The sequence below is a fragment of the Streptomyces sp. YIM 121038 genome (genome assembly GCF_006088715.1).
Lineage (GTDB): Bacteria > Actinomycetota > Actinomycetes > Streptomycetales > Streptomycetaceae > Streptomyces.
On the sequence record NZ_CP030771.1, the window covers coordinates 454739 to 467982 of the forward strand.

At 72.3% G+C, this 13244-nt stretch carries 13 protein-coding genes; 8 read left to right on the plus strand and 5 right to left on the minus strand.

From position 1 onward, the window contains the following. Window positions 1-152 precede the first annotated feature (152 nt). Entirely contained in the window at window positions 153-419 is a 267-nt protein-coding gene (locus tag C9F11_RS01900; protein WP_138957582.1) for a hypothetical protein, read from the plus strand. Between the two features lie 134 nt (window positions 420-553). Then, window positions 554-982, plus strand: coding sequence for a signal peptidase I (locus tag C9F11_RS01905; RefSeq protein ID WP_138957583.1), 429 nt, complete (start codon window positions 554-556; stop codon window positions 980-982). Between the two features lie 109 nt (window positions 983-1091). Here C9F11_RS01905 and C9F11_RS01910 read toward each other — a convergent pair whose 3' ends face one another. Continuing rightward, a complete protein-coding gene (locus C9F11_RS01910; protein WP_138957584.1) occupies window positions 1092-2309 on the minus strand; it encodes a serine hydrolase domain-containing protein in 1218 nt (405 codons plus the stop codon). A gap of 227 nt (window positions 2310-2536) precedes the next feature. Next, entirely contained in the window at window positions 2537-3787 is a 1251-nt protein-coding gene (locus C9F11_RS01915; RefSeq protein ID WP_138957585.1) for an MFS transporter, read from the minus strand. Window positions 3788-4414: 627 nt separating this feature from the next. On the opposite strand from C9F11_RS01915, the gene C9F11_RS01920 reads away from it, so the two are divergent. The 6 genes from C9F11_RS01920 (at window position 4415) to asnB (ending at window position 11358) form a co-directional block, all read left to right on the plus strand. Continuing rightward, on the plus strand, window positions 4415-5155 hold the full coding sequence (locus tag C9F11_RS01920; protein WP_138957586.1) for a TauD/TfdA family dioxygenase: 741 nt from the start codon (window positions 4415-4417) through the stop codon (window positions 5153-5155). Window positions 5156-5268: 113 nt separating this feature from the next. Beyond that, window positions 5269-5706 (plus strand): aspartate 1-decarboxylase, encoded by a 438-nt coding sequence (gene panD, locus C9F11_RS01925; RefSeq protein WP_138957587.1) that lies wholly within the window; start codon window positions 5269-5271, stop codon window positions 5704-5706. Further along, on the plus strand, window positions 5703-7085 hold the full coding sequence (locus C9F11_RS01930) for a DUF6002 family protein (protein ID WP_138957588.1): 1383 nt from the start codon (window positions 5703-5705) through the stop codon (window positions 7083-7085). Before panD ends, C9F11_RS01930 begins: the two co-directional genes overlap by 4 nt. A 9-nt stretch (window positions 7086-7094) precedes the next feature. Beyond that, a complete protein-coding gene (locus C9F11_RS01935) occupies window positions 7095-8348 on the plus strand; it encodes a GNAT family N-acetyltransferase (protein WP_138957589.1) in 1254 nt (417 codons plus the stop codon). Then, window positions 8345-9445 (plus strand): potassium transporter TrkA, encoded by a 1101-nt coding sequence (locus C9F11_RS01940; RefSeq protein ID WP_138957590.1) that lies wholly within the window; start codon window positions 8345-8347, stop codon window positions 9443-9445. The genes C9F11_RS01935 and C9F11_RS01940 overlap by 4 nt, the downstream gene beginning before the upstream one ends. An 83-nt stretch (window positions 9446-9528) precedes the next feature. Further along, the gene (gene asnB, locus C9F11_RS01945; protein ID WP_138957591.1) at window positions 9529-11358 is read left to right on the plus strand and encodes an asparagine synthase (glutamine-hydrolyzing); all 1830 of its coding nucleotides are present in this window, start codon (window positions 9529-9531) and stop codon (window positions 11356-11358) included. A gap of 31 nt (window positions 11359-11389) precedes the next feature. Here asnB and C9F11_RS01950 read toward each other — a convergent pair whose 3' ends face one another. The 3 genes from C9F11_RS01950 to C9F11_RS01960 form a co-directional block, all read right to left on the minus strand. Further along, entirely contained in the window at window positions 11390-11887 is a 498-nt protein-coding gene (locus C9F11_RS01950; RefSeq protein ID WP_138957592.1) for a nucleoside deaminase, read from the minus strand. Between the two features lie 119 nt (window positions 11888-12006). Then, the gene (gene cynS, locus C9F11_RS01955; RefSeq protein ID WP_138957593.1) at window positions 12007-12477 is read right to left on the minus strand and encodes a cyanase; all 471 of its coding nucleotides are present in this window, start codon (window positions 12475-12477) and stop codon (window positions 12007-12009) included. Between the two features lie 103 nt (window positions 12478-12580). Continuing rightward, a complete protein-coding gene (locus tag C9F11_RS01960; RefSeq protein ID WP_138957594.1) occupies window positions 12581-13183 on the minus strand; it encodes a carbonic anhydrase in 603 nt (200 codons plus the stop codon). Window positions 13184-13244: the final 61 nt, after the last annotated feature.

A 13244-nucleotide genomic window follows, 5' to 3' on the forward strand; every position in this document is an offset into this window, starting at 1 on the left:
GGCCCGTTCAACTCCATGGCAGGCGCGTTTTGTGCGACACCCGGCACCCTGAGCCGAAGGGGGCCGCATCGCCTTTAGACCGATCGGGGGAAGGTGGAGCGGTCTCCGTCGATGTGGGCCCGCAGCGCGGAAGGATGCGTTCCATGCGAACCATGAAACGCGTTCTCCTCGCGGCTGCGGCCGCGTCGCTGCTGGTGGCGAGCCACGGCGCAACCGCCGTGGCCTCCGCACCCGCACCCACGCCCGTACGGTCCACGCCGGCAGCCGGGCCAGGCTGGCACCACGTGGCGGATTTCCCTCCGGCCGAGGAACACCGCTGTCATGAGCGCGGCCGGTGGTACTTGGAGAACGGCGTACGCGCCTACGAGTGCCGGGCCGCCGGAGTCTGGGAGTTGTGGGTTCTCACCGAGCCCTCCTGACCAGGGCCGGGGCCGGATCGTTGTCCCCAGCGGCCCCAGGAACCCGCGCCGCCCTTCAGTCACATCCCGTGGAGCTCCTTCAGCAGGTGACCGTCCTGTGGGTGCCGATGGGGTCGCTGCTACCGTCCGCAGCCATGACCGACAACGTGTATGTGGGCAACGCGGGCAAGGACGCGGCACTGGACCGGGGGTGGCTGCTGGGGCACTTCAGGGACGCCTCCGATCTCCGGCACAGCGAGGCCGTGGAGATCAAATGGGGCGTCCATCCGCAGAGCGATGAGCGGGCTCAGTGGGTGACCGGTGAGGAGCGCACCGCCCTGCTGGTCCTCATCAGTGGCCGCTTCCGGGTGGAACTGCCCGGTCGCAGCGTGCTCCTGTCCCGGCAGGGGGACTACGTCGTGTGGGGCCGGGGCGTCGACCACTCCTGGTTCGCGGAGGAGGAGTCCGTGGTCCTGACGGTCCGCTGGCCGTCCGTCCCCGGCTACAAAGTGATCGATGAGGACGACGTTGCTGCTGATCACAGCCAGTCGTTCAGTACTGCGACCAGCACCGCGGCCTCGTAAGGGCCAGTGACCAGCGCCCTTCGCAGCAGGCCCCTGGGGCGCGCCACGCAAGGCCGTGAACTGGGCACCTCCTCTCTTGCGGCAGCTCGCGCCGCTGTACGGTGCCTCGTCAGCCACCGTGTGCCGGTGCGGAGGACGGGCAGAACACGGCCTCCAAGGCCTTGCTCACATCGAGCTCCACGGCGCTGGGTTTGGCGCTCAGGGTGAAGGACAGCGCGAACTGGCGACGGCCGTCTTCCGAGTAGAAGGTCATGGCGATGGAGCCGGGGGCCAGCCCGCCCGTGATCAAGAAGTCGTCGCCGCAGCCGCCGCGGCCTTCGTCCCGGGCGTGCGGGGCGACGGGCAGCCGGTCGGTCAGGATCCGCTGGAGTTCCGGCGGCAGCAACTTCCCCTGGGCGAAGGCCCGGTTGAAGGCGCTCACGTCGTGCGCGGTGGAGACCACCCCTCCGGCCCCCGCGCCGGTGAGGCTGGCGTTGAACCGGTCCACGTCGCGCGGCCTGCCGTCGGCGTCGGGGTAGTAGCCGTGGCCGTGCGGTCCCTCGATGCCCTCCGGTGGCCTGACCCTGAGGTAGGTCTTGGTCATCTTGAGCGGGCCGAACAGGCGCGCGTGCAGCTCGGTGGCCAGGTCGTGGCCGGTCAACCTCTCGATGATCAGGCCGAGGAGGGTGTAGTTGGTGTTGGAGTAGAACCACTTCTCGCCCGGCTCGCCGGTCCGGGGCCGAGCACGGCTCCACTTCACCAGATCCAGCGGCCGGTAGTGGGTCGTGAAGTCGAACACGTCGAACGAGGGGTCACCCTCGCTCCCGTCCGGGTTGGGCTTGCCCGCGTACCAGTCGGGAATGCCGGAGGTGTGCCGGAGCATCTGCCGTACGGTGATCTCGTCGGCCCGCGTCACCAGGTCCTTCTCCACCACCTCCGGCAGCAGGTCGCCGAGCTTGTCGTCCACGCCCAACTCGCCCTCCGCGACCAGTTGCAGCACCACGGTGGCCACCATCTGCTTGGTCTGTGACCAGATCGGGAAGCGGGCGTTCGCGGGGATCCTGCCGCCCTCGCCGTTCAGCAGCCGGGTGCCCGCGCTGCCAAGACCGACGGACCTCCCGTCGACGTAGGCCCCGCCCACGACCCCCACGACCCCAGGGATCCCGGCCAGCTGCTCCATGGCCTTCTGCACGTTCCCGTCCGGCGCCGGGGCCGCGGTGGCGGGCGCCGGGGCGGCGGCAGGCAGTGGGGCGGCCGTGGCAGGCCCGGCCTGAGCCATCATCAGCATGGCGACACCGGCGGCCGGACCAACCCTCCTCAGCGGCGGGCGTACGTTCTCACGGGGCACGGCGCGCTCCTTCTAGGGATCACCTACGAAAGCCGGGGACACGACGCCCTCGGCACGGACCGCTGGGGCCCGCGCCTCCATACAAGGCGTGAGACCGTTGCGGTGGCGTATGTGCTTCTCGATACGCCCGCGATACACCCGATCCCCCGGCGCCGACGACCGCTACGTCCATGCCCTCGCGGGCACGGCGGCGCCCCGGGCGGCACCCGGACAGCCCTCCGCGAGCCTCACGCCCCCGACCTCTCCCGCACACCCCCCGCCTCCCCCGCCGCCCTCCGCACCGCGGGCCCGCACAGCCGGGCCACCGGAAGGCAACAGAGCAGGAAGACCAGCGCGAGCGCGCCCCAGCCCGCACCGTCGGCCCCGGTGACCAGCGTGGTGACGAGGGCCGGGCCGACCGCGACGACGGCCCCCTCCGTGGTGGCGGCGACCGCCTGGTACTGCCCCTGGGCCCCGGGAGCCATGAGGCTGAGGGAGAGGCCCCAACGGGCGGCGACGTAGTACAGCTCGCCGACGACGTGCAGGCACAGGCCGCCCAGGACGAGCAGACAGGCCACCAGGGGACTCGTGGGCCAGGCGGCCGCGGCGAAGACGAGACAGCAGCCCGCGAGCGCGAGACCGGCGCGCCGGGAGGAACGGACCGCGCCCACGAGCCGCTCCCCGCTGCGAGTCACGCGGATCTGGAACAGGGCGATCAGGAGCGAACTGACGAGCACGGCCAGCGGCGCGATCCACACCGGGGCCGCAGTGTCGTCCTTGAGCCACAGCGGCAGCCCGCTGGAGAGCAGCGCCCAGCACAGGGCCAGCAGGGCGGTGCTGCTCATGACGGCGACGAACGGCAGGTTGCGGAGCGCCGCCGTCCCGGCGGGGCGGCGGGCTGCGGGCGCGGGCGGGACGTGCGGCAGCCGGGCGAGGACGGCCGCTGAGGCGGCGAAGGTCAAGCTGTTGACGACGACGGCCGCGTGGTACGGGCCCGCGGCCGAGCGCGAAAGGACCCACGCGGCGCCGCCCGCCCCGGCCGCGTACAACAGGTGCTGCACCACGCGCGCGCGGGCGAGGACCGGCATGCACGCGCCCTCCGGCATCAGCAGATACACGAAGGCGACCTTGGTGCCCTTGGCGGCCGTCTCCATGGAGGTGAACAGGGCGGCGGCCACGAGCAGCGGCCAGAAGCTGTGCAGGGCCAGGAAGGCCAGGGAGAAGAGCGCGCGCAGGGCGGTGACGGTCAGCAGCACCTCGCGGGCGCCGAGGCGGTCGGTGAGCGTGCCGATCGGCAGCGCGACGAGCAGACCGATGCCGCCGCCGATCCCCATGGCCACTCCCACGGAGGCGGCCGGCACGCCCTGAATCGTCGTCAGGTAGACGGCCCACATGCTGAACCACAGGCCGTCCCCGAACGCGGTCACCCCCTCGCTGAGCAGGATGCGGCGGACGGTCACGCGGTCACCGCCGGTCTCCCGTACGGGTCGTGGGATCAATTGCAGCGCCCCTTCCTCACCAAGTGCTGAGGGCTCCTCACCGAGTGCTCAGGGCTCCTCACCCTGTACGCGGGACTCCTCACCCTGTTCGTACGACTGCTCGCGATACGGCGTACGGTTCCTCGCGACGTGCGCACGGCTCTTCTCCCTGCGTGCACAGCGAGAGAAACCGCCCTCCACGCTCGCACCGCGACGGACGCCATAAGTCCTGGAAGGAGCCGCGTTTTCGCTTCTTACGGACCTCCCTTTTCGTGGTGAGCGAAGCAGCCGCCGACAAACGTTGTGACAGCGATGGCCACAAATATCGGAGCGCGAGTACCCAGCGCTTCACGAGGCAAACAGCGCTACTTTGTGTTCGCGCTCCGAAGTCCGGGTCCGCGCTAAAGCAGCGCCCTGACCTGTGCATTTGATGGAACTTCAGATTCCGAAATCACTGCTTGCACATCTTCGCCGAGAATGCCGATTCACCTTGACAGGCGCGCAGCAAAGGCCGCTATCGTGGCGACGCAGCACAGAATTGACAGGAGACGATCAGGCTCTCCCCGGCCTGTCCTGACGCCTGGCAATCCCCCCACCCGTGGCTGCGCGCCATGCAGTGCGCGGCCCCGCATTTCCACCGGAGCAGAAATGGCACACTCTCCGATCAGCATTCTCTCCCAGGTCGATTTCAATGGTGAGCCGCTCACCGAAGAGCTGCTCATGAAGACCTTCCACCAGCTGATGGACGAGCACGGCTACGTCCTGATGTGCAACGTCCGCGAGGAGTTCGACCCGGTGCGGTTCTGCCGTCGGCTCGGTCGCTTCGTGCCCAACTACACCGGCGCCGTCGTCGGTGACGTACGCCCCGAACCCGGGATGGACGACGTCTACCACGCGGGCAACACCCGGCCGCTGACCCCGCATTCGGAAGGGTACGACTTCGCCGTCGTCCCGCCGCGCTACATCGCGCTGTGGTGTGTCACCCCCGCCGAGGGCCCCGGCGGCGAGACGACGCTCGCCGACACCCGGCCCTGGGTCGAGGGCCTCACCCCCGCGGAGCGCGAGCGCCTGCGGGCGGACGCCTACGACTGGAAGACCACCGAAGGCGTCCAGCGCCTCGGGCTCGACCTCAAGACCCGCCACCCCCTCCTAGAGGAGACCGATGGCGGACTCATCGTGCGCTTCAGCTGCAACAACCTGATCCGGGACGACGACGATCCGGCCGTCGAGCTGCAACAGCGGTGGCACGCCGCCTTCGACCGGGAGCACGTGGCCGTCGACTACACGGAGCGCGACATGCTCGTGTGGGACAACTGGCGCCTGCTGCACGCGCGCAACGCCTTCACCGACCGCAGTCGTCATCTGCGGCGCATCCAGATCGCCGCCTGAACGCGGTCGTCACCGTCCGGCGCCCCGCGTCGCCGCCGACTCGCGCCCTCCTCCCCCGGCTTCGCCTCGCTCCGCTCTTCGAGCCACCGCTCCCCCCTTCCAAGGAGACCCCCGTGTACCGCACCATGCTGCACAGCAAGATCCATCGGGCCACCGTGACCCAGGCCGATCTCCACTACGTCGGCTCCCTGACGCTGGACCGCGACCTCATCGACGCGGCCGACCTGTTGCCGGGCGAACAGCTGGACGTCGTCGACATCAACAACGGCAACCGGCTCAGCACGTACGTCATCGAAGGCGAGCGCGGCAGCGGTGTCGTCGGCGTCAACGGCGCCGCGGCACGGCTGATATCGCCCGGCGACCTGGTCATCCTCATCGCCTACAAGACCGTGCCGGAGGACGAGGCACGGCGGTTACGGCCGCACGTCGTGTTCGTCGACGAGGACAACCGGCCGCTGGACATCGGCGCCGACCCCGCCCACGTGCCCACCGCCCCGGCCGCCGCCCCGCTGCTGCGCGGCGACACGCTCGCGCGGGGAGCCGTCCGATGACGACCGCCTACTCCCGGCCCGCCGCCGACACGGCCACGCCCTCGGCCACCGGCGCGGACACCGGCCTCTGCCGCGTCCTCGTCCGGTACTACGACGAACTCGCCGCCACCCTCGACCACACCCGGCGGTCCAGTCGCACGGACGCCTTCAGCCCCGGCTGGGACCTGCCGCCCCTGAGCCCCGCCCTGGAGGTCTTCCTCGCCCCGGCCGCGATCAGCGCTCCGGAGCTGGGGACCTACGGTGACACCCGCCTGACCCTGCTGAACCTGATGCACAACCCGGACACCCGGACCACCAAGACCCTCGCCTCCCTCATGATCGTGGCCCGTGCGGTCGCCCACATCCAGCGCACCGGCGAAGCCGTCATGATCATCACGCCGTCGAGCGCGAACAAGGCCACCGCCCTGCGCGACGCGGTACGACGGGCCCACGAGACCGCCCTGGCCGGTCCCGAGCAGCTGCGCATCGTGTGCGTGCTCCCCGTCGGCTCCTGCCACAAGGTGTGGCGTTCGCCGCTCACCGACGACGAGGCCCTGCGGGCGCGGAACCCGCTCGCCGTGCGTGACACCACGGGCGCCGACGAGGTCAAGAAGCTGGCGCGGGCCGTCGCCGACCAGGAGGCCGACGCCGTGTTCGCGCGGCACGGCGTACGGCTGTGGCACACCCTCGACCTCGACAACTACATCGTGGCCGACACCGCGAGGGCCCTGTTCGAACGCGACCGGCTGCCGTCGGTCCCGCGCGTCCACGCCCACGCCGTCTCCAGTGCCTTCGGGCTGCTGGGCCACTTCTACGGACAGCAGCGGCTCACCGGCCGCGCCTGGCCCGACACCGGAGCCCGGTACTTCCTGGTCCAGCACCTGGACACGGCCGACATGGTGGCCAGTTACCACCGCGGGGCCTTCGACTACCGGCCCGCGTGGCAGTACGAGGACGGCGTCTACACCCAGGACGCGGATCCGCGCTTCCCGCAGCGGGCCTTCGCCCCCGACGAGCGGCTCGACCCCACCTTCTACACCCGCGCCCCCGTGACCTCGACCCGGATGAACGAGATCATCCGGCACCAGGGCGGCGGCGGGATCGTCGTCTCCCTCGCGGAGTGCCTGGACCGCTACCCGTACCTACGGCGTCTGCTCGCCGCCGTGGACGTCGAACTGCCCGCCGATCCACGGCAGTTGCGGGAGTGGTCCCTGGTGATGGCGCTGACGGGCGTCCTCAACGCGCTCGACCGCGGTCTGCTCGACGGACCCGAGGTGCTCGTCCACGGCTCCGGCTCGTACCACGCGGGCCACTACCGGCCGCCCGAGAGCCACCAGGTGCGTCCGGTCACCGGTTACGAGGACCTGCGCGACCTCGTGCACGCCGCGGCGAGCGGCTGAGGGCCCGCCATGACCACGCAGCAGGACGCCGCACGTCCCGCGGTCGCGGCCCCGCCGTCCGGTGCCGCCCGGCCCGGCGGCGGGGCCGCCCCGGCGCCCCCGCATCCGCTCGGCCCCCTGCGGGCCAGGCTCGCCTACTGGTGGAACAACACCCCGTCCCCGGCCGGGCGCGCCGCCCGCCGCGCCGCCGACGGTCTGCCCGGCGGCGCACCGGCGCTCGTCTCCCACACCTCGGCCGACGGTGTGACCATCGCCTACGCCGGCCTCCCCGTCGGCCGCACCAACATCCTGCAACTCCTGGAACAACAGCGGGCGCGGCTCGGATCGCCGACGACGCACCGCACGGCGGCCACCGTCACCCGGCGCGACCTCGCCCCGGGCGTCCGCGGGGACGCCGACCTCCTCGTCCTCGGGGCCGAGGAGCACCGGCTGCGGCGGCTGCCCGACCTCGGCACCGTCACCGCGCCGTTCCGTCTGCACCTCGTCGTGGACGTCCCGGACACCCACGAACAGCTCCAGCGGCTGATCTCCAAGCGGGAACGGTGGCAGTTCCGGCGCGACCAGAGGCAGCGCGGCTGGGTCCTGGAGGAGGACCCGTCCCCGCGGGCCCTCGCGTTCTTCTACGAGCGTCTGCACACGCCGACCATGCGGCACCGGCACGGCGAACGCAGTCGCACCGAACGGTTCGAGGTCGTCCGGCACGCCGTGCTCCCGCGCGGCACGCTGTTCTTCCTCAACGAGGGCGGGACGCGGGTGGCCGGAGCGCTGTGCCACTGGTCGAAGGACCGCCGCACGCTCACCACCCGGCTCCTCGGCGTCCTCGACGGACGCGAGGAGCACTACCGCAGCGGCGCGTTCAAGGCGCTGTACCACCATCTGCTGCGGTGGGCCTGTGAACACGGCGTGCCGCGCGTGGACTTCTTCGGCACCGAGGCGTTCGTCAGCAAGGGGATCTTCCAGTGGAAACGCAGGCTGGGCGCCCGACCCGAGCTGCCCGCGAACCACTTCGCCACCAAGCGCGTGCGGATCTACCCACGGCGCGACACGCCCGCCGTCCGCGACTTCCTCGTGGCCAACCCCCTGCTGCGGATCGGCCCGCGCGGCGGCCCTCTCACACCGGTGTACTTCACCGACGACGACCGCCCGCCCCGCCTCGACCTGAGCGCGCGCTGCCCCGGCCTCGCCGCCCCGGAGACGGTCCACCTGGACACCTTCCTGGCGGCGGACCTGCGGCGATCCAGTCCCCCTGGAGGCTCTGCGTGAACCGGCCGCACGATGTCGTCGTCCTCGGCACCGGCGCCTTCGCGGGCGCCCTGGTACGGGCCCTCGCGCAGCGGGCGAGCGGGCCGACCCGGGTGCACCTCGCGAGCCGGGACCGCGACCGGGCCCGGAACCTCGCCGGGCTCGCGCAGGCGCACGCCGTCCTCGCCGACCGGCCCGTCCGGTTCCGCTGCCACCGCCTCGACGTCGGGGGCGGCGCCGATCTGCGGCCCCTCCTGGCCCGGCAGCAGCCGCACGTCCTGGTGGTCTGCACCTCCGACGTCTCGCCCGCCGAGACGCGGGGGCCCGCCTCCGCCTGGACCGGGCTCGTCCGGGCCGCCGGGTTCGGGGTGACGCTGCCGCTCCAGGCGGCGACGGCGCTGCGGGCCGCGTCCGCGAGCGCCGAGGCGAGCCCCCGTACCGCGGTGGTCAACGCCTGTTTCCCCGACGCCGTCAACCCGCTCCTGTACGCGGCGGGGCTGCCGGTGCGGTGCGGTCTCGGCAACGTCGCCACGCTCGCCGGGCTGCTCCGGCGCGACCTGTTCCTCGGTGACGAGTCACGGCTGAAGGTGCTCGCCCACCACGCCCTGCTGCACAGCCCGCCGGCACCCGCCGACGAGGCCCGGGCCTGGCTCGACGACGAGCCGCTGACCACGACGTACGAACTCCTGGAGCGCGGCCGCCGGCACCCGCGCGCGGACCTCAACGAGATCGGTGCGGTCGCGGGCGCCGTCGTCGTCGACGCGTTCGCACACCCGCGCGCGCCCCGAGCGGCACACGTCCCTGCACCGGATGGGCTCCCCGGCGGCTATCCGGTCCTCCTCACCGGCCACAGCATCGCCCTGCGGCTGCCGCCGGGTCTCTCCGCACGCCAGGCGGTCGCCCGCAACGAGCGGTGGTCCGGCCTCGACGGCGTCACCGTGGACCGGCGCGGCGAGGCCCGCTTCACCCCCACGGCACTGCGAGCGCTGCGCGAGCACTGGCCCGACGCGCCCGCGGCCTTCGCCGCGCGGGACGTCGAGGAGCTGCGCACGCGCCAGCTCGCGCTCCGCGACCGGCTGCGCGGGCTGCCGCAGGCGCCCGTGGCGATCCCCCTCTGACAGCGGCCGGGGCCCTCCCCGTACCGGGGACGCCCGCCCGACACCCAGCGTCCGCCGCACCGGCGGGCGCGGAAAGGACGCCCATGTGCGGCATCGTCGGCTGGACCGACTTCACCCGCGACCTCGGCCGGGAACAGGCCACCCTCCAGCGCATGACGGACACCATGGCCCTGCGGGGCCCGGACGACAGCGGCACCTGGCTCGGCCCGCACACGGCCCTCGGCCACCGGCGCCTGTCCGTCATCGACCTGGAGGGCGGCACCCAGCCGGCCGTCGCCGCGGCGGGCGCGCACCGGGAGCCCGTGGTCCTCGTCTACAGCGGCGAGGTCTACAACTTCCGCGAGCTGCGCACCGAGCTCATGCAGCGCGGTCACCTCTTCACCACGCGCTCGGACACCGAGGTCGTGCTGCACGCGTACCTCGAATGGGGCGCGTCCTGCGTGGACCGGTTCAACGGCATGTTCGCGTTCGCCGTCTGGGACGCCTCGCGCGAGGAGCTCGTCCTCGCCCGCGACCGCATCGGCGTCAAGCCGCTGTACTACTTCGCCTATCCGGGCGGCATCCTCTTCGCCTCCGAGCCCAAGGGCATCTTCACCCACCCCCTCTTCCGGCCCGTCGTCGACGAGGAGAGCCTGCCCGTCCTCTTCAACGCCCGCCTCGCCCTGCCCGGCGAGACGCCGCTGCGCGGGCTGCGCGAGCTGCGGCCCGGACACGTGCTGCGCTTCTCCCGGAGCGGCGGACACGAGTATCCGTACTGGCGTCTGGTCAGCCGTGAGCACCGCGACGACCTCGCCACGACCGTCGCCACGGTACGGGAGCTCATGGAGGACATCGTCGAACGGCAGCTCGTCGCCGACGTGCCGCGCTCGGCGATGCTGTCGGGCGGCCTGGACTCCACCATCATGTCCGCCCTGGCCCACCGGCGCCTGAGCGACGCGGGCGAGGGGCCGCTGCACACCTTCGCCGTGGAATTCGCCGGGGACGACACGGACTTCAGGCCGACGGAGCTGCGGCCCGAGCGCGACGCCCCCTACGCCCGGCTCGCCTCCCGCTACCTCGGCACCCGGCACCACGAGGTCGTCCTGCGCACCGACGACGTGCTCGCGGCCCTGCCGACCGCCCGGCGCGCCCGCGACCTGCCCTCCCTCGGCCAGTTCGACACGTCGATGCACCTGCTGTTCAAGGCCATCCGCGGCGAGTCGACCGTGGCGCTGTCCGGCGAGGCCGCCGACGAGGTCTTCGGCGGCTACCCCTGGTACCACGACGAACGCCTCGTCCGGCGCGACCGCTTCCCCTGGCTCGGGGACGCGCCGCGCCTGGCCGACGCGTTCGCCCCCGACCTGCACCGCCGCGTCCGCCCCGCCGACGCCGAGCACGACCGCTATCTCACCCTCAAGGCGGAGGTGCCCCGGCTGCCCGGCGAGGAGGGGCTCAACGCGCGCATGCGCGAGGTCATGTACTACAGCCTCAAGGGTCCGCTCGCCTATCTCCTGGACCGCAAGGACCGCATGAGCATGGCGGTCGGCCTGGAGGTGCGGGTGCCGTACTGCGACCACCGGCTGATCGAGTACGTGTGGAACGTCCCCTGGGACATGAAGAACGCCGACGGCCGGTGGAAGAGCCTGCTGCGCCTGGCCTTCGCCGACGTGCTGCCGCAGGAGACCCTGGACCGGCCCAAGAGCGGCTACCCCGGGACCCATGACCCCGCCTACAACGCGGACGTCATGCGCTCCATCGACAAGATCCTCAGCGATCCGTCCTCACCCCTGCACGGCGTCTTCGACCCCCAGCGCATCGACGCCCTCACCCGGACCGGCTCCAAGACGATGACCTGGCTCAACTCCAGCCATCTGCTGCTGCCCATCCTGGAGGTGGACGCGTGGATGCGTGCGTACGGGGTCGCTCTCGCCTGAGCGGAGCGCGCTCGCGGGGCGGCGGGCCGGGTCAGGCGGTGGGGGCACCGGCCACGCGGCGCTCGCCGCCGTTGCGCTCCTGCCAGAGCCGGTACACCGCGGTGGCGTCCTCGCGCGCGTCGTGGCGCATCGGCAGGCGCCGCTCGGTGTAGTGCTTGGCGAACTCGGCGTAGAAGGTGTCGAGTTCGAAGTACTTGCGGTCGTCCACGTAGTGGGGCTCGTAGGCGTCGCGGGTGGTGAGGAAGACGACCTCGTCCGGTGAGCAGTAGTAGAGCGAGCCCAGGCACATGGGGCAGGGGTGGGCCAGGACGTAGATGGTGGTGCCGGTCAGGTGCTCGGTGCCCAGCTTCGTGCAGGCCTCGCGGATCGCGAGGATCTCGGCGTGGGCGGTGGGGTCGCCGGTCTGGGCCACCCGGTTCGGGGACTCGGCGAGGATCTCGCCGTCCTTGACGATGACGGTCGCGAAGGGGCGGCCGCCCTCGGCGACGTTCTGCCGGGCGATGTCGATGGTGCGCTGCGCGAAGTCCACGGGAGTCCTCCAGAAGGGAGCGGGTGCTGCCGCGCCCGTTTCCGGGCGGGGCGTGCGGAGAGGGGGCCGGGGCGGGCCTGACGGGGTCGTGGTCCGGCCCGCCCCGGTGTCCGGGCTGCTCAGAAGGGCTTGGTCGGGAGGTACTTGCCGTCCAGGGTGATGACCGCGCGCTCGCCGCCCTCGGGGTCGGCGACCTTCTTCACGTCCAGCTTGAAGTTGATCGCGGAGATGATGCCGTCGCCGAACTCCTCGTGGACCAGGGCCTTGAGGGTGGTGCCGTAGACCTGGAGCATCTCGTAGAAGCGGTAGATCGTCGGGTCGGTCGGGACGCCTCCGGGGATGGAGCCGCGGGTGGGGATGGTCTGCAGCAGCAGCGCCGCGTCGTCGTCCAGGCCGAGCAGTTCGGCGACGGCCTGCGCGGCGGGCTCCGGCAGGGCGTGCTGGCCGAGGACGGCGGCGGTGACGAACGCGACGGACAGGCCCGCGGCGTCGGCGATCTGCTGCCAGGACAGGTCGCGGCGGGTCTTGGCCTCGACCGCGGCGATCGCGAGCTGCTGACGGGCGCTGTTGTCGAACTGGGCGTGCACCATGAGAGGGGTTTCCTTTCGTACGGCCCGTCCCCTGGTTGTCGCGGGGATCGGGCGGAGGGGCCCCGGGGGACCGGGCGGGCCGGGCCGGGAGGGGGAAGGCGGGTCAGGCCGCGAGGGCCGCCGGGCGGGCGTCGGCGGTGAGCTCCTCGACGGTGCCGGTGGGGATGTCGAAGACCCAGCCGTGCAGCCGTACGCTGCCCTCGGCCAGGGCGCGGGCCACCGCGGGGTGGGTGGCCAGGTTCGCCAGCTGTGCGGCGACGTTCTCCCGGATCAGCGCGGCGATCCCGTGGCCGTCGTCGGTGGCCGCCGTACGGGCCCGGGCGGCATCGGCGTGGCGCAGCCATCCGGCGATGGCCGGGGCCCCGCTGAGGTCGTGGCCTTCGGCGAGGGCCGTCATGGCTCCGCAGGCGGAGTGCCCGCAGACGACGACGTCCCGTACGCCGAGGACGGCGACCGCGTACTCGATGCTGGCGGCGACGCCGTCGGCGCCGGGGGTGTGGGCGGGGACGAGGTTGCCCGCGGTGCGGATGACGAACAGTTCGCCGGGGTCGGTCTGGGTGATCAGCTCGGGGACGACGCGGGCGTCGGAGCAGCCGATGAACAGCGTGCCGGGCTGGTGGGTGGTGGCCAGGTGGGCGAAGAGCCCGGCCCTGGCGGGGAAGGCCTCCCGCTGGAACCGGTCGATTCCCTGGGCGAGGTGACGCATGGCCCTGACTCCCTTCGTTCGGTCTGTCGGTCGGGCCGACGTCATTCACTGTGCACGACCT